Origin of the sequence: Leclercia adecarboxylata (genome assembly GCF_006874705.1) — a bacterium.
GTDB lineage: Bacteria > Pseudomonadota > Gammaproteobacteria > Enterobacterales > Enterobacteriaceae > Enterobacter > Enterobacter adecarboxylatus_C.
In genome coordinates, this window is the sequence record NZ_CP035382.1 from 1,815,104 (window position 1) to 1,837,254 (window position 22,151).

General features: G+C 55.2%; 16 protein-coding genes, 1 tRNA gene and 3 rRNA genes. 8 read left to right on the forward strand and 12 right to left on the reverse strand.

Annotation, left to right across the window (positions count from 1 at the left end; genetic code table 11):
- Window positions 1-76: 76 nt before the first annotated feature.
- Both mobA and mobB read left to right on the forward strand, forming a co-directional pair.
- The gene (mobA, locus tag ES815_RS09685; RefSeq protein ID WP_260609689.1) at window positions 77-604 is read left to right on the forward strand and encodes a molybdenum cofactor guanylyltransferase MobA; all 528 of its coding nucleotides are present in this window, start codon (window positions 77-79) and stop codon (window positions 602-604) included.
- Window positions 601-1,107, forward strand: coding sequence for a molybdopterin-guanine dinucleotide biosynthesis protein MobB (gene mobB / locus ES815_RS09690; protein WP_142487625.1), 507 nt, complete (start codon window positions 601-603; stop codon window positions 1,105-1,107). Before mobA ends, mobB begins: the two co-directional genes overlap by 4 nt.
- A gap of 87 nt (window positions 1,108-1,194) precedes the next feature.
- Here mobB and rrf read toward each other — a convergent pair.
- The 4 genes from rrf to ES815_RS09710 form a co-directional block, all read right to left on the reverse strand.
- Window positions 1,195-1,310: ribosomal RNA gene (rrf, locus tag ES815_RS09695) — 5S ribosomal RNA — on the reverse strand.
- Between the two features lie 91 nt (window positions 1,311-1,401).
- Window positions 1,402-4,307 (reverse strand): 23S ribosomal RNA (locus ES815_RS09700).
- Between the two features lie 210 nt (window positions 4,308-4,517).
- Window positions 4,518-4,593: transfer RNA gene (locus ES815_RS09705), tRNA-Glu, on the reverse strand.
- A gap of 86 nt (window positions 4,594-4,679) precedes the next feature.
- Window positions 4,680-6,219: ribosomal RNA gene (locus ES815_RS09710) — 16S ribosomal RNA — on the reverse strand.
- Together the 16S, 23S and 5S rRNA genes with 1 tRNA gene alongside form the textbook arrangement of a ribosomal RNA operon.
- A gap of 457 nt (window positions 6,220-6,676) precedes the next feature.
- Between ES815_RS09710 and ES815_RS09715 the strand changes: the two genes are divergently transcribed.
- Window positions 6,677-7,369: a FadR/GntR family transcriptional regulator gene (locus tag ES815_RS09715; RefSeq protein ID WP_142487626.1), complete on the forward strand. Its 693-nt coding sequence runs from the start codon at window positions 6,677-6,679 to the stop codon at window positions 7,367-7,369.
- 21 nt (window positions 7,370-7,390) lie between these two features.
- Window positions 7,391-8,818, forward strand: a complete 1,428-nt coding sequence (gene mdtD / locus ES815_RS09720) for a multidrug transporter subunit MdtD (protein ID WP_142487627.1) — start codon at window positions 7,391-7,393, stop codon at window positions 8,816-8,818.
- On the opposite strand, the gene rbsR is transcribed toward mdtD, so the two are convergent.
- From rbsR to kup, 7 genes are all read right to left on the reverse strand, one after another.
- Window positions 8,784-9,776 (reverse strand): ribose operon transcriptional repressor RbsR, encoded by a 993-nt coding sequence (gene rbsR / locus ES815_RS09725; protein WP_142487628.1) that lies wholly within the window; start codon window positions 9,774-9,776, stop codon window positions 8,784-8,786. The genes mdtD and rbsR overlap by 35 nt on opposite strands.
- A 3-nt stretch (window positions 9,777-9,779) precedes the next feature.
- Window positions 9,780-10,709 carry a ribokinase gene (gene rbsK / locus ES815_RS09730; RefSeq protein ID WP_142490037.1) on the reverse strand — a complete coding sequence of 310 codons (930 nt, stop codon included), beginning with the start codon at window positions 10,707-10,709 and terminating at the stop codon, window positions 9,780-9,782.
- Window positions 10,710-10,816: 107 nt separating this feature from the next.
- On the reverse strand, window positions 10,817-11,707 hold the full coding sequence (gene rbsB / locus ES815_RS09735) for a ribose ABC transporter substrate-binding protein RbsB (RefSeq protein WP_032615470.1): 891 nt from the start codon (window positions 11,705-11,707) through the stop codon (window positions 10,817-10,819).
- A gap of 27 nt (window positions 11,708-11,734) precedes the next feature.
- The gene (gene rbsC / locus ES815_RS09740) at window positions 11,735-12,700 is read right to left on the reverse strand and encodes a ribose ABC transporter permease (RefSeq protein ID WP_106995525.1); all 966 of its coding nucleotides are present in this window, start codon (window positions 12,698-12,700) and stop codon (window positions 11,735-11,737) included.
- 4 nt (window positions 12,701-12,704) lie between these two features.
- The gene (rbsA, locus tag ES815_RS09745) at window positions 12,705-14,210 is read right to left on the reverse strand and encodes a ribose ABC transporter ATP-binding protein RbsA (protein WP_142487629.1); all 1,506 of its coding nucleotides are present in this window, start codon (window positions 14,208-14,210) and stop codon (window positions 12,705-12,707) included.
- Between the two features lie 7 nt (window positions 14,211-14,217).
- Window positions 14,218-14,637 carry a D-ribose pyranase gene (rbsD, locus tag ES815_RS09750; RefSeq protein ID WP_142487630.1) on the reverse strand — a complete coding sequence of 140 codons (420 nt, stop codon included), beginning with the start codon at window positions 14,635-14,637 and terminating at the stop codon, window positions 14,218-14,220.
- A 215-nt stretch (window positions 14,638-14,852) separates the two neighbouring features.
- The gene (gene kup, locus ES815_RS09755; RefSeq protein ID WP_142487631.1) at window positions 14,853-16,721 is read right to left on the reverse strand and encodes a low affinity potassium transporter Kup; all 1,869 of its coding nucleotides are present in this window, start codon (window positions 16,719-16,721) and stop codon (window positions 14,853-14,855) included.
- A 222-nt stretch (window positions 16,722-16,943) separates the two neighbouring features.
- Between kup and ravA the strand changes: the two genes are divergently transcribed.
- Both ravA and viaA read left to right on the forward strand, forming a co-directional pair.
- Window positions 16,944-18,440: an ATPase RavA gene (ravA, locus tag ES815_RS09760; protein WP_142487632.1), complete on the forward strand. Its 1,497-nt coding sequence runs from the start codon at window positions 16,944-16,946 to the stop codon at window positions 18,438-18,440.
- On the forward strand, window positions 18,434-19,885 hold the full coding sequence (viaA, locus tag ES815_RS09765) for an ATPase RavA stimulator ViaA (RefSeq protein WP_142487633.1): 1,452 nt from the start codon (window positions 18,434-18,436) through the stop codon (window positions 19,883-19,885). The genes ravA and viaA overlap by 7 nt, the downstream gene beginning before the upstream one ends.
- On the opposite strand, the gene asnA is transcribed toward viaA, so the two are convergent.
- Entirely contained in the window at window positions 19,886-20,878 is a 993-nt protein-coding gene (asnA, locus tag ES815_RS09770; protein WP_142487634.1) for an aspartate--ammonia ligase, read from the reverse strand.
- 150 nt (window positions 20,879-21,028) lie between these two features.
- On the opposite strand from asnA, the gene asnC reads away from it, so the two are divergent.
- A complete protein-coding gene (gene asnC, locus ES815_RS09775; protein WP_032615488.1) occupies window positions 21,029-21,487 on the forward strand; it encodes a transcriptional regulator AsnC in 459 nt (152 codons plus the stop codon).
- A gap of 89 nt (window positions 21,488-21,576) precedes the next feature.
- The gene (gene mioC / locus ES815_RS09780; protein ID WP_142487635.1) at window positions 21,577-22,026 is read left to right on the forward strand and encodes an FMN-binding protein MioC; all 450 of its coding nucleotides are present in this window, start codon (window positions 21,577-21,579) and stop codon (window positions 22,024-22,026) included.
- Window positions 22,027-22,151: the final 125 nt, after the last annotated feature.

The following is a 22,151-nucleotide window of genomic DNA, read 5'->3' on the forward strand; positions in this document are numbered from 1 at the left end:
AAGAAAAGAGACGATATTGTTGAGCCAGATAAGCAGCATCACCGGGGTGATATTAGCCGGAGGCAAGGCGTCCCGTATGGGAGGAAAAGATAAGGGCTTGCAGGAGCTGAACGGCCTGCCGTTATGGCAGCATGTTGCGCGAACGCTGCATAAGCAGGTCAGTACACTCGTAGTGAGTGCCAACCGCAATATCGCCACTTATCAGGAAAGCGGGTATCCCGTTTACGCGGATCTGCTGGCTGATTACCCCGGACCACTGGCGGGCATACTTTCGGTTATGCAGCAGAGCGATGCGGAATGGTTCCTGTTTTGCCCTTGTGATACACCCTTTATCCCGGATTGCCTGGCTGAGCGGCTGGTTAAATACAGGGAAACGGCACCTGTAGTCTGGGCGCATGACGGCGATCGCGATCATCCAACCATTGCATTAATGCATCGCCAGCTGATGCCGGTATTAGAGAGCTATTTAGCCGCTGGCGAGCGCCGTGTGATGGTCTTTATGCGCCAGGTAGGTGGGCATTCCGTTGAATTTAGCGATATGAAACAGGCATTTATTAATATGAATACACTCGAAGAGATACAAACTATTCAGAGGCACAAATGATACCCGTTTTAGCGATTGCCGCCTGGAGCGGTACGGGGAAAACCACCCTGTTAAAGGCCATCATTCCGGCACTCTGTGCCAGAGGTATTCGTCCGGGGCTTATCAAACATACCCACCACAACATGGATGTCGATACTCCCGGGAAGGACAGCTACGAACTGCGTAAGGCCGGTGCGGCACAAACCCTCGTTGCCAGCAGTCAGCGATGGGCCTTAATGACGGAAACACCCGCCGAAGAGGAGATCGATCTGGCTTATCTCATCAGTCGGATGGATCATTCGAAGCTGGATCTGGTACTGGTGGAAGGTTTTAAGCATGAGGCGGTGGCAAAGATCCTGCTTTTCAGAAGCGATACCGGGCATGATATTAATGAGTTGACGCTTGATGATCACGTTATCGCGGTGGGGAGTGACGCTCCACTGTCGCTTCAGGTACCGGTATTAGATATCAATGATGCGGAGGGGATGGTTGATTTCATCCTGCAGTGGATGAAGGTATTGTAGGCCGGGTAAGGCGCAGCCGCCGCCCGGCGGGTTTCCCGGCGCAACGCAAAAAGCCCATCCGTGAGGATGGGCTTTCGCGTGTTTGATGCCTGGCAGTTCCCTACTCTCGCATGGGGAGACCCCACACTACCATCGGCGCTACGGCGTTTCACTTCTGAGTTCGGCATGGGGTCAGGTGGGACCACCGCGCTACAGCCGCCAGGCAAATTCTGTTGTCACCCCACCCGCAGGCGCAGTGAATAATCTGTATCAGCTGAAAATCTCTCAAATCCGCCGAAACAGCTTCGGCGTTGTAAGGTTAAGCCTCACGGTTCATTAGTATCGGTTAGCTCAACGCATCGCTGCGCTTACACACCCGACCTATCAACGTCGTCGTCTTCAACGTTCCTTCAGGAGCCTTAAAGGCTCAGGGAGAACTCATCTCGGGGCAAGTTTCGTGCTTAGATGCTTTCAGCACTTATCTCTTCCGCATTTAGCTACCGGGCAGTGCCATTGGCATGACAACCCGAACACCAGTGATGCGTCCACTCCGGTCCTCTCGTACTAGGAGCAGCCCCCCTCAATTCTCCAGCGCCCACGGCAGATAGGGACCGAACTGTCTCACGACGTTCTAAACCCAGCTCGCGTACCACTTTAAACGGCGAACAGCCGTACCCTTGGGACCTACTTCAGCCCCAGGATGTGATGAGCCGACATCGAGGTGCCAAACACCGCCGTCGATATGAACTCTTGGGCGGTATCAGCCTGTTATCCCCGGAGTACCTTTTATCCGTTGAGCGATGGCCCTTCCATACAGAACCACCGGATCACTATGACCTGCTTTCGCACCTGCTCGAGCCGTCACTCTCGCAGTCAAGCTAGCTTATGCCATTGCACTAACCTCCTGATGTCCGACCAGGATTAGCTAACCTTCGTGCTCCTCCGTTACTCTTTAGGAGGAGACCGCCCCAGTCAAACTACCCACCAGACACTGTCCGCAACCCGGATTACGGGTCTACGTTAGAACACCAGCCATTAAAGGGTGGTATTTCAAGGATGGCTCCACGCAGACTGGCGTCCACGCTTCAAAGCCTCCCACCTATCCTACACATCAAGGACCAGTGTTCAGTGTCAAGCTATAGTAAAGGTTCACGGGGTCTTTCCGTCTTGCCGCGGGTACACTGCATCTTCACAGCGATTTCAATTTCACTGAGTCTCGGGTGGAGACAGCCTGGCCATCATTACGCCATTCGTGCAGGTCGGAACTTACCCGACAAGGAATTTCGCTACCTTAGGACCGTTATAGTTACGGCCGCCGTTTACCGGGGCTTCGATCAAGAGCTTCGCGTTGCCGCTAACCCCATCAATTAACCTTCCGGCACCGGGCAGGCGTCACACCGTATACGTCCACTTTCGTGTTTGCACAGTGCTGTGTTTTTAATAAACAGTTGCAGCCAGCTGGTATCTTCGACTGATTTCAGCTCCACCCGCAGGGGCTTCACCTACATATCAGCGTGCCTTCTCCCGAAGTTACGGCACCATTTTGCCTAGTTCCTTCACCCGAGTTCTCTCAAGCGCCTTGGTATTCTCTACCTGACCACCTGTGTCGGTTTGGGGTACGATTTGATGTTACCTGATGCTTAGAGGCTTTTCCTGGAAGCAGGGCATTTGTTGCTTCAGCACCGTAGTGCCTCGTCATCACACCTCAGCGTTAGTAAGGCTCCGGATTTACCTGGAACCTCCGCCTACATGCTTAAACCGGGACAACCGTCGCCCGGCCAACATAGCCTTCTCCGTCCCCCCTTCGCAGTAACACCGAGTACAGGAATATTAACCTGTTTCCCATCGACTACGCCTTTCGGCCTCGCCTTAGGGGTCGACTCACCCTGCCCCGATTAACGTTGGACAGGAACCCTTGGTCTTCCGGCGAGCGGGTTTTTCACCCGCTTTATCGTTACTTATGTCAGCATTCGCACTTCTGATACCTCCAGCATGCCTCACAGCACACCTTCGACGGCTTACAGAACGCTCCCCTACCCAACAACACATAGTGTCGCTGCCGCAGCTTCGGTGCATGGTTTAGCCCCGTTACATCTTCCGCGCAGGCCGACTCGACCAGTGAGCTATTACGCTTTCTTTAAATGATGGCTGCTTCTAAGCCAACATCCTGGCTGTCTGTGCCTTCCCACATCGTTTCCCACTTAACCATGACTTTGGGACCTTAGCTGGCGGTCTGGGTTGTTTCCCTCTTCACGACGGACGTTAGCACCCGCCGTGTGTCTCCCGTGATAACATTCTCCGGTATTCGCAGTTTGCATCGGGTTGGTAAGCCGGGATGGCCCCCTAGCCGAAACAGTGCTCTACCCCCGGAGATGAATTCACGAGGCGCTACCTAAATAGCTTTCGGGGAGAACCAGCTATCTCCCGGTTTGATTGGCCTTTCACCCCCAGCCACAGGTCATCCGCTAATTTTTCAACATTAGTCGGTTCGGTCCTCCAGTTAGTGTTACCCAACCTTCAACCTGCCCATGGCTAGATCACCGGGTTTCGGGTCTATACCCTGCAACTTAACGCCCAGTTAAGACTCGGTTTCCCTTCGGCTCCCCTATACGGTTAACCTTGCTACAGAATATAAGTCGCTGACCCATTATACAAAAGGTACGCAGTCACACCACAAGGGTGCTCCCACTGCTTGTACGTACACGGTTTCAGGTTCTTTTTCACTCCCCTCGCCGGGGTTCTTTTCGCCTTTCCCTCACGGTACTGGTTCACTATCGGTCAGTCAGGAGTATTTAGCCTTGGAGGATGGTCCCCCCATATTCAGACAGGATACCACGTGTCCCGCCCTACTCTTCGAACTCACAGTGCATGTATTTTTGTGTACGGGAGTATCACCCTGTACCCTGCGACTTTCCAGACGCTTCCACTAATACATACGCTGATTCAGGTTCTGGGCTGCTCCCCGTTCGCTCGCCGCTACTGGGGGAATCTCGGTTGATTTCTTTTCCTCAGGGTACTTAGATGTTTCAGTTCCCCTGGTTCGCTTCGTTAAGCTATGTATTCACTTAACGATAGTGTGTCGAAACACACTGGGTTTCCCCATTCGGAAATCGTCGGCTGTAACGGTTCATATCACCTTACCGACGCTTATCGCAGATTAGCACGTCCTTCATCGCCTCTGACTGCCTAGGCATCCACCGTGTACGCTTGGTCGCTTAACCTCACAACCCGAAGATGTTTCACTTCTGATTGCGAAAATTTGAGAGACTCTGACACACCGCTCATCTGCTCTTATTACGGAGAACAGACAGGGCATGTCGTTTCAATTTTCAGCTTGATCCAGATTTTTAAAGAGCAAATATCTCAAACGTAACTCAGAGAGTTAGTTTTGAGATATAAAGGCAGGTGACTTTCACTCACAAACCAGCAAGTGGCGTCCCCTAGGGGATTCGAACCCCTGTTACCGCCGTGAAAGGGCGGTGTCCTGGGCCTCTAGACGAAGGGGACACTGAAGTCTGCTTCGGCAAGACGCCTTGCTTTTTACTTTTCATCAGACAATCTGTGTGAGCACTACAAAGGCAGGTTCTTTAAGGTAAGGAGGTGATCCAACCGCAGGTTCCCCTACGGTTACCTTGTTACGACTTCACCCCAGTCATGAATCACAAAGTGGTAAACGCCCTCCCGAAGGTTAAGCTACCTACTTCTTTTGCAACCCACTCCCATGGTGTGACGGGCGGTGTGTACAAGGCCCGGGAACGTATTCACCGTAGCATTCTGATCTACGATTACTAGCGATTCCGACTTCATGGAGTCGAGTTGCAGACTCCAATCCGGACTACGACGCACTTTATGAGGTCCGCTTGCTCTCGCGAGGTCGCTTCTCTTTGTATGCGCCATTGTAGCACGTGTGTAGCCCTACTCGTAAGGGCCATGATGACTTGACGTCATCCCCACCTTCCTCCAGTTTATCACTGGCAGTCTCCTTTGAGTTCCCGGCCTAACCGCTGGCAACAAAGGATAAGGGTTGCGCTCGTTGCGGGACTTAACCCAACATTTCACAACACGAGCTGACGACAGCCATGCAGCACCTGTCTCAGAGTTCCCGAAGGCACCAAAGCATCTCTGCTAAGTTCTCTGGATGTCAAGAGTAGGTAAGGTTCTTCGCGTTGCATCGAATTAAACCACATGCTCCACCGCTTGTGCGGGCCCCCGTCAATTCATTTGAGTTTTAACCTTGCGGCCGTACTCCCCAGGCGGTCGACTTAACGCGTTAGCTCCGGAAGCCACTCCTCAAGGGAACAACCTCCAAGTCGACATCGTTTACGGCGTGGACTACCAGGGTATCTAATCCTGTTTGCTCCCCACGCTTTCGCACCTGAGCGTCAGTCTTTGTCCAGGGGGCCGCCTTCGCCACCGGTATTCCTCCAGATCTCTACGCATTTCACCGCTACACCTGGAATTCTACCCCCCTCTACAAGACTCTAGCCTGCCAGTTTCGAATGCAGTTCCCAGGTTGAGCCCGGGGATTTCACATCCGACTTGACAGACCGCCTGCGTGCGCTTTACGCCCAGTAATTCCGATTAACGCTTGCACCCTCCGTATTACCGCGGCTGCTGGCACGGAGTTAGCCGGTGCTTCTTCTGCGAGTAACGTCAATCGATGAGGTTATTAACCTCACCGCCTTCCTCCTCGCTGAAAGTACTTTACAACCCGAAGGCCTTCTTCATACACGCGGCATGGCTGCATCAGGCTTGCGCCCATTGTGCAATATTCCCCACTGCTGCCTCCCGTAGGAGTCTGGACCGTGTCTCAGTTCCAGTGTGGCTGGTCATCCTCTCAGACCAGCTAGGGATCGTCGCCTAGGTGAGCCATTACCCCACCTACTAGCTAATCCCATCTGGGCACATCTGATGGCAAGAGGCCCGAAGGTCCCCCTCTTTGGTCTTGCGACATTATGCGGTATTAGCTACCGTTTCCAGTAGTTATCCCCCTCCATCAGGCAGTTTCCCAGACATTACTCACCCGTCCGCCGCTCGTCACCCAGGAGCAAGCTCCCTGTGCTACCGCTCGACTTGCATGTGTTAGGCCTGCCGCCAGCGTTCAATCTGAGCCATGATCAAACTCTTCAATTTAAGTTTGATGCTCGTGAATTAAACTTCGTAATGAATTACGTATGTTCACTCAGAGACTTGGTATTCATTTATTGTCCGAAGACATTAAGAATCCATGTCACTTTGAGTGCCCACACAGATTGTCTGATAAATTGTTAAAGAGCAGTGCAACGCGGCTTTCGCTCACCGTTGCGAGGTGGCGTATATTACGCTTTCCTCTTCCAGAGTCAAGCGATAATTTCACGCTTTTCTCTGCTGACCCGGCGGCTTGTTCGCCGTTGTTCCGTGTCAGTGGAGGCGCATTATAGGGAGTTCTTCGGCGGTGACAAGAGTAAATTTAAAAAAACTAATCAACCGTGCTTTTTTTCACCAAAAGCCCCATCTTTTAGCCAGAAATTGCGCTAATTGTCGTTTTACCAACCACAACTATCCTGCAGATGGCATACTTACTAGCATTAAGAATCAAGGAATATGCGTTATGCCTTTGAGCGCGCAACAGCTGGCGGCACAAAAAAACCTCTCCTATGTGCTGGCAGAAAAGCTGGCACAGCGGATCCTGGCGGGTGAATATCTGCCAGGCAGTATCCTGCCGGGCGAACTGGAACTGGGTGAGCAGTTTGGCGTGAGCCGAACCGCCGTGCGTGAAGCTGTAAAAACCTTAACCGCGAAAGGGATGGTACTTCCCCGTCCGCGCATCGGTACGCGCGTTATGCCGCAGGGCAACTGGAACTTTCTCGATCAGGAGTTACTCTCCTGGTGGATGACGGAAGACAACTTCCATCAGGTCATCGACCATTTCCTGGTCATGCGCAGCAGCCTGGAGCCGCAGGCCTGTCTGCTGGCCGCCACGATCGGAACGGCAGAGCAGAAAGCGCGGTTAAATACCCTGATGGATGAGATGGTGCATCTGAAGAAGCACTTTAACCGGGAACGCTGGATAGAAGTAGATATGGCCTGGCACGAGCATATCTATGAGATGAGCGGTAATCCGTTTCTGACCTCTTTTGCCTCGCTCTTTCACTCTGTCTATCACACCTACTTTACGTCTATTACTCAGGACGAGGTGGTGAAGCTGGATTTACACCAGGCTATCGTTGATGCCATTCAGGATAGCGACGGGCTGCGCGCCATGACGGCCAGCCAGGCACTGCTTGCCACACCGACACGGTAGCAACAAACAACAGGAAATCGAATGACAGTAAAAAAAGCACGCAGCATGGCGGGTTTGCCATGGATCGCGGCAATGGCTTTCTTTATGCAGGCGCTGGACGCCACCATCCTTAATACCGCTCTCCCGGCGATTGCCGAAAGCCTTAACCGTTCTCCTCTGGCAATGCAGTCGGCCATCATCAGCTATACCCTTACCGTTGCGATGCTGATCCCGGTAAGCGGCTGGCTGGCCGATCGCTTTGGCACGCGGCGTGTTTTTATGTTGGCGGTCACCTTGTTTACGCTGGGCTCACTGGCCTGCGCACTATCCAGTTCGCTGGGTGAACTGGTTGTGTTCCGGGTAATTCAGGGGGTTGGCGGTGCGATGATGATGCCGGTTGCGCGCCTGGCGCTGTTACGGGCCTATCCGCGCAGCGAACTGTTGCCGGTGCTTAACTTCGTCACCATGCCCGGTCTGGTCGGGCCGATCCTCGGTCCGGTGCTGGGGGGCGTGCTGGTTACCTGGGCCAGCTGGCACTGGATATTCCTCATTAATATTCCTATTGGGATCGCCGGTATTTTCTATGCACGCAAATTTATGCCGAACTTCACCACCCCGCGGCGCAAATTCGATATGGGCGGGTTCTTCCTGTTTGGTCTGAGCCTGGTACTGTTTTCCAGCGGCATGGAGTTGTTCGGTGAGAAAGTGGTGGCGACCTGGCTGGCCGTCTCCATCATCTTCAGCGGTATTGTTCTTTTTCTTCTTTATATACGTCATGCGCGCCGCCATCCTACGCCGCTGATTTCACTCTCGCTGTTTAACACGCGCACCTTCTCGGTAGGCATTGCCGGAAATATCGCTTCACGCCTGGGTACCGGCTGTGTTCCTTTCCTGATGCCGCTGATGTTGCAGGTCGGGTTCGGTTATCCGGCGCTGATTGCGGGCTGCATGATGGCGCCCACGGCGGTGGGGTCGATCCTGGCTAAATCCGGCGTGACCCAGCTGTTACGCCGCCTGGGATACCGCCGGACGCTGGTCGGGGTGACGGTGTTTATCGGCGTGATGATTGCGCAATTTTCACTCCAGTCGGCAGCGCTGCCGGTGTGGATGCTGATCCTGCCGCTGTTTGTACTGGGGATGGCAATGTCCATCCAGTTCACCTCAATGAACACCATTACCCTTGCCGACCTCAGCGACGAGAACGCCAGCGGCGGTAACAGCATGCTGGCAGTCACGCAGCAGCTGTCGATCAGTCTGGGGGTTGCGGTCAGTGCGGCGGTATTGCGTTTTTACGAAGGGTTCGACAGTAACAACACTGTCGAACAGTTCCACTCCACCTTTATCACCATGGGCGTGCTAACGGTGGTTTCTGCCCTGGTCTTTATGCTGTTAAAACCGAAAGATGGTCGTAACCTCATCAAAGAACGGCACAAACCTAAACCGACCCGCGTTCCATCAGAACAGGAGTAAGCTGCAGCCGCTGTTGTTGCAGCCCGGGCTGGGCGATTCGATGGATTAACACGTCAATCGCCAGCTCGCCCAGTTCATCCTTTGGCTGATGAATGGTGGTGAGCGGCGGCGTCATATACTGCGCCAGTTCGATATCGTCATACCCCACCACGGCGATATCATCCGGGACACGGAGTCCCGCCTGATAGAGCGCCTGATAAGCTCCCACCGCCATCGCATCGTTACCGATAAAGACCGCCTGCGGGCGATCTTTCTGCGCCAGTAACGACTGCATCGCCTCAAACCCGCCGCTGAATTCAAAGTCACCGGTAATTTGATAGCCGTCAGGCACAGGCAGACCGGCGCGCGCCATCGCGACCAGAAAGCCCTCCAGCCGCAGGCGGGCAGGGGTTTTATCCAGCGGACCGGTAATACAGGCGATGCGGGTATGGCCCTTATCAATCAGATGCTGTGTCGCCATGTCCCCGCCCAGCAGCGAGTTATCCTGAATCAGGTCGCTGGTACCGTCGAACGGTGCCCAGTCCATCATCACCGTGGGAACGGAAGGGTAACGCTGCATAATCTCGGGTGAGGGTTGATGCGTTTCGGTACACAGGAGTAATAACCCGTCGACGCGCTTTTGCATCAGCGTCTCCAGGTTACGGTTCATGCGCTGCTCGTCGCCTTCGGTATTGCAGAGCACCAGGCTGTAGCCGCGCTCAAAACAGCTGCGCTCCACGCCGCGCACCAGCTCAGAGTAAAAGGGGTTGGTACTGGCGGTGATGAGCATGCCAATGGTGCGGGTCTGGTTGAGCTTCAGACTGCGCGCCAGGGCGGAAGGTGCATAATTGAGGGATTTAACTGCGGCTTCAACCTTCTCCCGGATCGCCTCGCTGACGAAGCGATCGTTATTAATGACATGGGAGACCGTCGAAGTAGAGACGCCCGCCATGCGGGCGACATCTTTCATTGTGGCCAAACGCTACCTCTGCTGACTGAAAAATTCATCGATCTCATTGCGCCATGGTACAGAAGGCTGTGCGCCAGGGCGCGTTACCGCAATGGCCGCCGCCGCATGGGCAAAACGGATCGCGGTGTCCAGCGGCTCACCTTCCAGCAGCGCCGTGACCAGCGCACCATTAAAGGTATCGCCCGCCGCGATGGTATCGACAGCTTTCACCTTAAAGCCGGGAATGCGACGACCTTCTCCCTCAACGCTGGCCCATACGCCACGGCTGCCAAGGGTAATGATGACCGTACCGATGCCTTTCTGGTGCAGGGCTTTCGCCGCGCGCGCCGCATCGTCATCGTTTTCAACGCGAATGCCCGTCAGCTTTTCGGCTTCGGTTTCGTTAGGGGTGATGATATCCACCAGCGCCAGCAGCTCGTCTGATAATACACGGGCAGGCGCGGGATTAAGTACGACAGTGGTATGATTTTCATGGGCAATTTTTGCCGCCGCCAGCACGCTTTCTACCGGCGATTCCAGCTGCATCAGCAGGGCGTCGGCATCGGCGATACGCGCCTGTTGCGCCACCACGCGTTCCGGCGTTAGCGCCGCATTGGCACCCGCATGAATACCGATGACATTCTCACCTTCCGCGTTGACGAAAATCAGCGCCACGCCGGTTGATTCGCCTTCCACCACACTGACCGGTGCAATATCGATGTTGTCGCTTGCCAGCTGTTTACGCACGCGCTCACCGGTATCGTCATCGCCGGTACAGGCGATAAAGGCGATGTTGGCACCGCTGCGTCCGGCTGCGACCGCCTGGTTTGCGCCCTTGCCGCCAAAGGCGACCTGATAGCGATGACCCGTTACGGTCTCGCCCGGCGTCGGGAAAGCCTCAAGGTTAAGAATGTGATCGGCATTAATACTGCCAAGGACGACGAGCTTACCTGCGGTTTTCATCATTGAAGTGTCCATCAGAGAGCGCCACCGGAGTTACCCGGTGGCGTATGCCACGCTTTTCTTTATATATTGTCCCTCAGGCAGCCGGGAGCTGCCTGAATCGCATATTACTGCTTGATGACCAGTTTCAGGTCAACAGGGTATTTGGCCTGAACTTTCTCGCCCTTCAGCACTTTGTCAGCAGTCTGCACGCCAGTCGCGCCGATCTGCTCCGGAAGCTGAGCAATGGTCGCAGCCAGTTTGCCATCGTTTACCGCTTTTTCACCATCAGGCGTGCCGTCAAATCCAACCACCATCACATCAGATTTACCGGCGGTCTGCAGGGCACGCAGCGCGCCCAGCGCCATTTCATCGTTCTGTGCGAATACCGCTTTAACGTCCGGGTGAGCGGTCAGCAGGTTCTGCATCACGTTCAGACCCTTAGTACGGTCGAAATCTGCCGGCTGGCTGGCCAGCACGTTGAATTTGTGGGCCGCAACGGCCTGCTGGAAGCCTTCACCACGCTCACGCGCTGCGGAAGTCCCGGCGATGCCCTGCAGTTCGATAACTTTGGCGCCTTCACCCGCTTTCTTAGCGATATAGTCACCGGCGATTTTGCCGCCCAGCACGTTATCAGAGGCAATGTGGCTGACCACTTCGCCTTTAGACGCCTGACGGTCCAGGGTGATCACCGGGATGTTTGCCTGGTTTGCCATCTTCACGGCGTTACCTACCGCATCGGAATCGGTCGGGTTGATCAGCAGAATTTTGGTGCCACGAACGGTTAAGTCCTGCACGTTAGCCAGCTCTTTCGCCGGGTTGTTCTGGGAGTCCAGGATCACCAGGTTGTAGCCCAGTTTGTCGGCTTCTTTCTGCGCGCCATCCTTCAGGGAGACGAAGAACGGGTTGTTCAGGGTAGAAACCACCAGCGCGATGGTGTCCTTCGCCATGGCGTTTGCACTCACGGTTGCGCTCAGCGCGACAGCAGAAACCAGGGTAGCCAGTTTTTTCATGTTCATATCAAAGATGTCCTGTAGTGTCGTCAGTTACTGTTTTTTGTTGTCTACCAGTACCGCCAGCAAAATCACTACCGCTTTGACGATCATCTGGTAATAGGAAGAAACACCTAACAAATTCAAACCATTGTTCAGGAAGCCAAGGATCAGCGCACCGATCAGCGTCCCCACGATACGACCTTTACCCCCCGCCAGGCTGGTACCGCCGAGCACCACCGCAGCGATGGCGTCCAGCTCATAACCGGTACCCGCCGTTGGCTGGGCAGAGGAGAGACGAGCCACCTCGATAATGCCCGCCAGCGAGGCCAGCAGGCCGCACAGGGAGTAGACGATAATTTTGACTTTATTGACGCTGATACCGGACAGACGCGTTGCCGCTTCGTTACCGCCCAGAGCATAGATATAGCGACCGAGACGGGTGTGATGCAGCATGTACCACGCCGCCAGGAACACCAGACCCATGATCCAGACCGGCGTCGGGATACCCAGCGGGCGGCCGATACCGAACCAGCCAAACAGATCGGCATTGTCGGTGAAGCCGGTGTTAACCGGGCTGCCGTTGGTGTAGACCATGGTCACACCGCGCAGCAGCAGCATCATCACCAGGGTAGCAATAAACGCCTGCACGCGGCCTTTCGCCACAATCATTCCGGTGACAGCACCAATTGCGGCACCCAGCGCCAGCGCCGCTGCTACGGCCACCAGCGCGTTGACTTCAATCCCTACAATTGAAGCGGCAACCGCGCCGGTGAGCGCCAGCAGGGAACCGACGGACAGGTCGATACCCGACGTCAAAATCACCAGCGTCATCCCTACCGCCATAATGGCGTTGACGGAAGTCTGCTGAAGAATGTTGAACAGGTTATTAACGGTAAAAAAGTTCGGGCTCATGGTGGAGACAATCGCGATCAGCACCAGCAGGGCAATCAGCGATTTTTGTTCCAGCAGCCATGCCTTAGTGAAATAACGGCGTCCAGAAACAGCCTGGGTAGTCATCTTCTTACTCCTGATCCACGCGATTAAGCTTGCCCACAGCGGCAGCCATCAGAATTTCCTGGGTGGCCTGCTCGCGACTGAATTCACCGCCGAGATGCCCTTCATGCATGACGATAATGCGATCGCTCATGCCTAATACCTCTGGCATCTCGGAAGAGACCAGAATGATGCTCAGCCCGTCAGCCTTAAACTGGTTGATGAGCTGATAAATCTCTTTCTTCGCGCCAACGTCCACGCCGCGGGTTGGCTCATCGAGGATCAGCACTTTCGGACGGGTCATCAGGCCGCGGGCAATCGCCACTTTCTGCTGATTACCGCCCGAAAGCAGACCGATAGCCTGTTCCATCGACGGGGTTTTGACGTTGAAGAGGCGGATAAAATCACTGACGGCCTGCTGTTCGTCTTTATGCTTCAGACCCCCGCCGCTGCGGCTGAAGTAGCGCAGCGCGGTCAGGGACATGTTCTCTTTCACCGACATGCCCAACACCAGGCCATCGCGCTTACGGTCTTCGGAGATGTAGACGATGCCGTTCGCCAGGCCATCCTGCGGTGTACGGGTGATAACTTCATGCCCATCAAGGGTGACGTATCCGCTGGCGCGTGGACTGGCGCCATACAGCACTTTCATCAGCTCGGTACGTCCGGCCCCCATCAGCCCGGCCACGCCAAGGATCTCCCCCTGACGCAGGATAAAGCTGACATCATTCACCCCAGGGCCGCAGAGATTATCGACCTTCAGACGTATATCGCCCGGGGCCTTATCGATACGCGGATACTGGTCTTCCAGCTTACGGCCCACCATCATCTCAATCAGCGTGTCTTCGGTGAGGGTCACCACTTCACGCTCGGCAATAAACTGCCCGTCGCGGAAGACGGTCACGTCATCGCAGATCTCGAAAATCTCTTTCATACGGTGGGAGATGTAGACGATGCCGCGCCCCTGCGCTTTCAGCTCGCGGATCACGCGGAACAGGGAGTCGGTTTCGGTATCGGTGAGGGCGTCGGTCGGCTCATCCATCACAATGACCCGGGATTCGAAGCTCAGTACCTTGGCGATCTCCACCATCTGCTGATCGCCAATGGAGAGTTCGCCCACCAGCCGATCGCTTTTAAAGCGCAGATTCAGCTTCGCCAGCAGCTTGTCGGCTTCGGCATACATCTGTTTCCAGTCGATTTTGCCAAAGCGGTTAACGAACTCACGACCCAGGAAGATGTTCTCCGCGATGGACAGCTGCGGAATGAGGTTCAGCTCCTGGTGAATGATGCCAATCCCGGCTTCCTGGGAAGATTTCGGGCCGTTGAAGGTGGTCTCTTTTCCCAGCCACAGTAGCGAACCGGCGTCGCGTTGATAGATGCCGGTCAGCACCTTCATCATCGTGGATTTGCCGGCGCCGTTTTCACCCACCAGCGCCATCACGCGGCCGGCGTAGACATTCAGTGCGGCGCCAGAGAGAGCTTTAACGCCCGGGAACGACTTATCGATCCCTTTCAGTTGCAGGAGTGCGTCCATGATGGCCTCAGAAGGTGACGCCAGCACAGAGAATGATATTCGCATACGGGGAACACTCCCCGCTGCGGATAACCGCCTGGCTGTCAGCGGTATTTTTCTTGAACTGCTCGTGCGTTATGTAGCTTATTTTTATGGTGTTTCCCTGGTGTTGTTGCAGTTGCTTGATATGGCCAAGCAACGTTTCGTGGAGCTGCGGATTATGTTGTTGGATTTCCGTTGCGAGAATGGCTTCCTCAACCTGCATCTCGGTTGTCACCACATCCAGCACCTGCATAAACGAGGGCACGCCCTGGGTTAACGCCAGATCAATACGCGTTGTGCTGTGGGGAATGGGTAAACCCGCATCACACACCACCAGCGTATCGGTATGCCCAAGACGGGAGATGACCGATGAGACTTCAGAGTTGAGTACCGTGCCTTTCTTCATATTCTTGCTCCACTAGCGAAACGTTTCGCTGGCGTCAGTTTAATCTCACCGATGCGCAGAAAACCACCATGGCGTTGCAGATTTGTGATCGTCGTCGAAACGTTTCGCTAAGTGAAATGAGGGAGGGATTTAAGAGGGGATTTGCCGGGTGGCGCTGCGCTTACCCGGCCTACAAAACCGTAGGCCCGCGCAAGCGAAGCGCCGCCGGGCACTAACTAAATCTCGACCTGGGTCCCTAACTCAATCACGCGGTTAGGCGGGATCTCGAACTGGTCGGGCGCACGCAGGGCGTTACGCTGGAGGATAAGATAGAGCTTGCCGCGCAGGCGCAGATACCACGGACGTTTACCGATGATCAGCGACTCGTGCGACATAAAGAACGAGGTTTCCATCATTCGGCAGCTTAAGCCTTCCAGACCGCAGCGGTGGAACACCTCTTCCACGTTCGGGGTTTCGCGCCAGCCGTAGCTGGCCACCACCCGCCAGAAGGTGGGCGACAGCTGCTCTATCTGCACGCGGCGAACGTTATGCACGTACGGCGCATCTTCCGTTCGCAGGGTCAGCAGGATCACCCGCTCGTGCAGCACCTTATTGTGCTTGAGGTTGTGCATCAGGGCAAAGGGGATCACGTTCAGCGCGCGCGACATATAGACCGCGGTGCCAGGCACGCGCACCGGCGGAGATTTCTCCAGCGAGGCAATCATCGCCTCGAGAGAATTACCGTGTTCGTGCATCCGGCGCAGCAGGCGGAAACGCTCGCTCTTCCAGGTGGTCATCACCAGGAACATCACCATCCCCAGCGTCAACGGCAGCCAGCCGCCGGAGACAATCTTGTCGAGGTTAGCTGAGAACAGCGGCACGTCAATACAGAGGAAGCCAACCAGAATCATCCCCACGAGGAATTTATTCCAGTGCCAGTTCCGGTAGGCCACCGTAGTGGAGAGGATTGAAGTCAGCACCATCGTCCCGGTAACGGCTATACCGTAGGCGGCCGCCAGGTTACTGGAGTGTTCAAAGCTGACGATAACAATCACCACCGCGAAATAGAGCAGCCAGTTAATGAACGGGATGTAGATCTGGCCCGACTCCATCTCCGACGTATGAATGATGCGCATCGGGGAGAGATAACCCAGACGTACCGCCTGACGCGTCAGGGAGAAGACGCCTGAAATCACCGCCTGGGAGGCAATCACCGTTGCCAGCGTCGCGAGGATCAGCATCGGCACCAGCGCCCAGTCCGGCGCCAGCAGGAAGAACGGGTTTTTAATCGCTTCCGGATGTTTGAGCAGCAGCGCACCCTGACCGAAGTAGTTCAGCACCAGCGATGGCAGCACCACAATAAACCATGCCACGCGAATAGGCAGTTTGCCGAAATGCCCCATATCGGCATACAGCGCTTCAACCCCGGTGATGGACAGCACCACGGCACCCAGCGCAATAAACGATACAGTTTTGTATTCGAGGAAGAAGTGCACTGCCCACATCGGGTTCAGCGCATGCAGCACGTCCGGGTTAGCAATAATGCTGCGTAACCCCAGCACCGCCAGGATCAGGAACCAGGCGAGCATAATTGGCGCGAAGAGTTTCCCCACCAGCCCGGTACCGTGTTTCTGAATCACAAACAGCAGGGTCAGCACAATAATGGCCAGCGGAACCACCCACTCATCGAGCTGCGGCGCGATAATCTCCAGCCCTTCGATTGCCGACAGCACGGAGATCGCCGGCGTGATCACCACTTCGCCATAGAAGAAGCTGCCACCAATCAACCCGATAATGACCAGGAAAGAGGTCATCTTGGGCGAGGTGTTGCGCCCGGCCAGCGACATCAAGGTCAGGATCCCACCTTCACCGGCGTTATCAGCACGCATGACGAAGGAGAGATATTTAACGGAGACGACTAAGATAAGGAGCCAAAAGATGAGAGACAAAAAACCAAAAACAGCGTCGCGTTCCACGCCAAAACCAAACTGACCGGACAAACATTCACGAAGCGTATAAAGCGGGCTGGTACCGATATCACCGTAGACAACCCCGATCGCCGCAAGCGTGATTGCGGGTAATGATTGCTTATTATCAGTGCTCATAGACTAGTCTTTTCGTTTATATAACAAATGTGTGCTTAGTCCCTTGGCCCACAAAAAGCGCACAGTATGCACGATTAATCGTAGAATCGTACCCCTAAATGCGCCGTCATTAACATAGCGCAAAGAAAATAGCACCGTAGTTCAGTCTATTACCAGCCCCGAACGAAACGTCTATACTCGCTTCAATTAGCCGGGTTTACGGCGAAAGGATGCAAAACAATTATGGCTCACACTCATTTATTAGCAGAAAGAATTTCCCGTCTCAGCGGCGCGCTGGAAAAAGGGCTCTTTGAACGTAGCCATGCCATCCGCCTCTGTTTACTGGCGGCATTGAGCGGCGAAAGCGTCTTTCTGCTGGGGCCGCCCGGCATCGCAAAAAGCCTGATTGCCCGCCGGCTGAAATTCGCGTTTCAGCATGCCAGAGCCTTTGAGTATCTGATGACCCGTTTTTCCACGCCGGAAGAGGTGTTCGGCCCGCTATCCATCCAGGCGCTTAAAGATGAAGGACGCTATGAACGTTTAACGGCGGGCTATCTCCCGGAAGCGGAGATCGTGTTTCTCGATGAAATCTGGAAAGCTGGCCCGGCGATCCTGAATACCCTGCTCACCGCCATCAACGAACGCCGGTTCCGCAATGGCGCGTTTGAAGAAAAAATCCCAATGCGCCTGCTGGTGGCAGCCTCCAACGAACTGCCGGAAGCCGACAGCAGTCTGGAAGCCTTATATGACCGCATGCTGATCCGCCTTTGGCTCGACAAGGTGCAGGACAAAGCGAACTTCCGCTCGCTGCTGATTAGCCAGCAGGATGAAAACGATAACCCGGTGCCCGCTGCGCTACAGGTCACTGACGAAGAGTACCAGCAGTGGCAGCAGGACATTGGCAAAATCAAACTGCCGGATGCGGTGTTCGACCTGGTCTTTATGCTGCGCCAGCAGCTGGATGCCCTGCCGGGTGCGCCTTACGTCTCCGATCGCCGCTGGAAGAAAGCCATTCGCCTGTTGCAGGCCAGCGCCCTGTTCAGCGGTCGCGATGCGGTTGCCCCTATCGATCTGATCCTGTTGAAGGATTGCCTGTGGCATGACGCCAACGGCATGAACCTGATGCAGCAGCAGCTGGAAATATTGATGACCGGGCACGCCTGGGGACAGCAGGAGATGCTGAACCAGCTCGGGGCCATCACCCAGCGCCGCCTTCAGCTTCAGCAGCAGCAAAGCGACAAAACCGCCCTGCGCGTCAGCCGTCAGAGCGGCATGTTTACCCGGCGTCCGCACTATGAATTACCGGCCGAACTGAGTGAGACCACCCTGACGCTACTCCTCCAGCAGCCGCTTAAGCTTCATGATATGCAGGTGATTCACATCACCATTGAGCGCGAAGCCCTGTCTCTGTGGCTGACCAAAGGCGGCGAGATCCGCGGCAAACTCAACGGCATCGGCTTTGCCCAGCAGCTCAATATGGAAGTGGACGGGAGTCTGCATCTGGTGATCCGCGACGTCAGCCTGCAGGGATCGCGCCTTGCGCTGCCAGGTACCGCCTCTGACAGCGTCCCGGAAGAGATCAAACAGCAGTTGGAAGCGCTGGATAACCAGTGGCATCTGCAGCACACCCGCTTTAGCGAGCAGCAAAAATGTCTGTTTATCCACAGTGACTGGTTGGGGCGAATTGAATCCAGCCTGCAGGATGTGAGCGCGCAGATCAAACAGGCGCGTCAATGCTGACGCTGGATACGCTCAACGTTATGCTCGCCGTCGGCGAGGAGGGCATGATCGAAGAGATCATCCTGACCCTGCTGGCCTCGCCGCAGCTGGCGATCTTTTTCGAAAAATTTCCCCGGCTTAAAACCGCCATTACTGACGATCTCCCGCGCTGGCGGGAAAACTTGCGCAAAAGGCTGAAAGATACCCGCGTCCCGCCAGAGCTCACCGAAGAGGTGATGTGCTATCAGCAAAGCCAACTGCTCTCCACGCCCCAGCTGATCGTCCAGCTGCCGCAGATTTTAACCCTGCTGGACAAGCTTCACTCCCCGTACGCTAGCCAGGCCCGGCAGCTGGTGGTGGATAACGCCACCTTTACGCCCGCCCTGCATACCCTCTTTTTACAGCGCTGGCGGTTGAGCCTGGTGGTACAGGCCACTTCCCTGAATCAGCAGCTACTGGAAGAGGAGCGCGAACAGCTGCTCAGCGAAGTGCAGGAGCGCATGACCTTAGCCGGGGCGCTGGAGCCGGTGCTGGTTGAAAATGAAAACGCTGCTGGTCGCCTGTGGGATATGAGCGCCGGTCAGCTCAAGCGCGGGGACTATCAGCTTATCGTTCGCTATGGCGACTTCCTGGCCCAGCAGCCGGAGCTGATGCAGCTGGCAGAACAGCTGGGCCGCTCCCGGGAGGCGAAGTCGGTGCCAAAAAAGGATGCCCCGCTGGAAACCTTCCGCACCCTGGTGCGTGAACCGGCAACGGTGCCGGAGCAGGTGGACGGCCTGCAGCAGAGCGACGACATTCTGCGCCTGCTGCCGCCCGAGCTGGCAACCCTGGGTATCACCGAGCTGGAGTATGAATTTTACCGTCGGCTGGTGGAGAAGCAGCTCCTGACCTACCGGCTGCATGGCGATGCGTGGCGGGAGAAGGTCAGCCAGCGTCCGGCGGTGCATCAGGATTTCGACGAACAGCCCCGCGGGCCGTTTATCGTCTGCGTGGACACTTCCGGTTCAATGGGCGGCTTCAATGAACAGTGCGCCAAAGCCTTTTGCCTGGCGCTGATGCGGGTGGCGCTGGCCGACAGACGACGCTGCTTTATCATGCTGTTTTCCAGCGAGGTGGTGGGCTACGAGCTGTCAGGCCAGCACGGCCTCGAGCAGGCGATCCGCTTCTTAAGCCAGCGTTTTCGCGGCGGGACCGATCTCGCCAGCTGTTTTCGCGCCATTATCGAGCGGATGCAGGGCGGAGAGTGGTATGACGCCGACGCGGTGGTGATCTCGGATTTTATTGCCCAGCGGCTGCCGGATGAGGTGGTGAGTAAGGTGAAGGTGTTGCAGCGGGAGCATCAGCATCGTTTTCACGCGGTGGCGATGTCCACTCATGGAAAACCCGGCATCATGCGCATCTTCGATCATATCTGGCGCTTTGATACCGGGCTGCGTAGCCGCCTGCTGCGGCGCTGGAAACGCTAATTACAGCAGCGCATCCACGCTGTCACGCACCTGCTGCGGCCATACGCCACACTGAACCTGGCCGATGTGGGAGAGCTGCAGCAGTAACATGGTCAGGCGAGACTGGCCAATGCCGCCGCCGATGGTCTGAGGCATCTCACCGCGCAGCAGCGCCTGGTGCCATTCCAGCTTGAGACGATCTTCATCACCGGTGATTGCCAGCTGGCGCTGCAGCGCTTCGGCATCGACGCGGATCCCCATGGAAGAGAGCTCAAACGCATCTTCCAGAATCGGGTTCCACACCAGAATATCGCCATTCAGGCCTGCCAGGCCGCTCTCGCCTTCGCTGCTCCAGTCATCATAATCCGGCGCACGAACGTCGTGACGCTGACCATGAGAAAGCTTGCCGCCGATCCCAATCAGGAATACGGCCCCTAACTCTTTAGCGATCGCGCGCTCACGACCTTTAGCATCCAGATCCGGGAAGCGGCTTAGCAGCTCCTGGCTGTGAACAAACTGGATCGCCTCCGGCAGGAACGGGGTCAGACCAAACTCTTTGCTGACCGCCGCTTCGGTCTCTTTGATCCCGGCATAAATGGCTTCTACCGTCGCCTTCAGCGTGCGGGTATGACGTTCCCCATCACCCATGACGCGTTCCCAGTCCCACTGGTCAACGTACACAGAGTGAATGGCGGTAAGGCGGTCTTCATCGGGGCGAAGAGCTTTCATGTGCGTGTAAAGCCCTTCGCCCGCGCTGAAGTCGTGTTGTCCCAGGGTTTGACGCTTCCACTTCGCGAGGGAATGAACCACCTCGAACTGGGCGTCTGGCAGTGTTTTCACTTTCACCTGTACCGCTTTTTCGCAACCAGACAGGTTGTCCTGCGTCCCGTCGCCCACGCGGCTTAAGATCGGTGCCTGAACTTCAATAAGACCGAGCTTCTCTTCCAGCTGGCGGGAAAAATGGGATTTAACGAAACTGATCTGGCGTTGTTGTGCGATGTAAGCGGTTTTCATTATTTATACTCCTGCGTCCTGTTGGCATTGATTAAGCAACAAAAAAGAACCTCTTTCAATAATCCAACAATAAAACTTCGCTATCACTTTTGATTCGATAAAATTACCCTCTAAAATAGAGTGATTCATTAATCTTCATAAGAAAAAACTATGGAAAATTATCAGATCGACAATCTGGACCGCGGCATCCTTGAGGCCCTGATGGCTAACGCCCGTACTGCCTATGCCGAACTGGCCAAACAGTTTGGCGTCAGTCCAGGGACTATTCATGTGCGCGTAGAGAAGATGAAGCAGGCGGGTATCATCACCGGGGCACATATCGACGTCAGCCCTAAACAGTTGGGGTACGACGTCTGCTGCTTTATCGGCATCATCCTGAAGAGCGCCAAAGACTATCCTTCCGCACTGGCAAAGCTCAATGCGCTGGATGAAGTGACCGAGGCCTACTACACCACCGGTCACTACAGCATCTTTATTAAGGTGATGTGCCGATCGATCGACGCCCTGCAGCAGGTACTTATCAACAAGATCCAAACAATCGATGAAATTCAGTCCACCGAGACGTTGATCTCCCTGCAGAACCCGATCATGCGTACCATCCGCCCCTGATCGGGCAAATTCATACCCACATTTTCCACAGGTAGATCCCAGCTCGCTCACAGCGTACAATGATCCCTCTTTATATGAGCGAGCGATCCATGGCAGATATTACTCTAATCAGCGGCAGCACCCTTGGCGGGGCTGAATATGTCGCGGAACACCTGGCTGAAAAGCTGGAAGACGCGGGTTTTTCCACTGAAACGCTGCACGGGCCGTTGTTAGAAGATCTGCCGAACGACGGGATCTGGCTGTTGATCACCTCCACCCACGGTGCAGGCGATCTTCCGGATAACCTTCTTCCTTTATATGAAGAGTTAAAAGAACAGCAGCCCGACCTGGCGAACGTCCGTTTTGGGGCGATCGGCATCGGCAGCCGGGAATATGACACCTTCTGCGGCGCCGTTGAGAAAGTCGAGACCGAACTGAAGTCCTGTGGGGCACAACAGATCGGTGAAACGCTGAAGATCAACATCCTCGATCACGATATTCCGGAAGATCCAGCGGAACTTTGGCTGGCTGAATGGAAAAATTTACTCAAAACCGATTAAAGATCGTGCGATCAGATGTGGATAACTCTGGTTAAAAGCTTGGATCAACCGGTAGTTATCCCAAGAACAACCCTTGATGACTTTTTGTGCTGTGTATAACATCGCGATCTGATCCCAGCTTATAC

Coding starts and splice junctions, on each gene's coding strand:
- mobA (WP_260609689.1), top strand. CDS start 77: ATGGGAGGAAAAGATAAGGGCTTGCAGGAGCTGAACGGCCTGCCGTTA.
- rbsD (WP_142487630.1), bottom strand. CDS start 14,637: ATGAAGAAAGGCACGGTACTCAACTCTGAAGTCTCATCGGTCATCTCC.
- kup (WP_142487631.1), bottom strand. CDS start 16,721: ATGAGCACTGATAATAAGCAATCATTACCCGCAATCACGCTTGCGGCG.
- rbsB (WP_032615470.1), bottom strand. CDS start 11,707: ATGAACATGAAAAAACTGGCTACCCTGGTTTCTGCTGTCGCGCTGAGC.
- viaA (WP_142487633.1), top strand. CDS start 18,434: ATGCTGACGCTGGATACGCTCAACGTTATGCTCGCCGTCGGCGAGGAG.
- rbsA (WP_142487629.1), bottom strand. CDS start 14,210: ATGGACGCACTCCTGCAACTGAAAGGGATCGATAAGTCGTTCCCGGGC.
- ravA (WP_142487632.1), top strand. CDS start 16,944: ATGGCTCACACTCATTTATTAGCAGAAAGAATTTCCCGTCTCAGCGGC.
- asnA (WP_142487634.1), bottom strand. CDS start 20,878: ATGAAAACCGCTTACATCGCACAACAACGCCAGATCAGTTTCGTTAAA.
- mobB (WP_142487625.1), top strand. CDS start 601: ATGATACCCGTTTTAGCGATTGCCGCCTGGAGCGGTACGGGGAAAACC.
- asnC (WP_032615488.1), top strand. CDS start 21,029: ATGGAAAATTATCAGATCGACAATCTGGACCGCGGCATCCTTGAGGCC.
- rbsK (WP_142490037.1), bottom strand. CDS start 10,709: ATGAAAACCGCAGGTAAGCTCGTCGTCCTTGGCAGTATTAATGCCGAT.
- ES815_RS09715 (WP_142487626.1), top strand. CDS start 6,677: ATGCCTTTGAGCGCGCAACAGCTGGCGGCACAAAAAAACCTCTCCTAT.
- mioC (WP_142487635.1), top strand. CDS start 21,577: ATGGCAGATATTACTCTAATCAGCGGCAGCACCCTTGGCGGGGCTGAA.
- rbsC (WP_106995525.1), bottom strand. CDS start 12,700: ATGACTACCCAGGCTGTTTCTGGACGCCGTTATTTCACTAAGGCATGG.
- mdtD (WP_142487627.1), top strand. CDS start 7,391: ATGACAGTAAAAAAAGCACGCAGCATGGCGGGTTTGCCATGGATCGCG.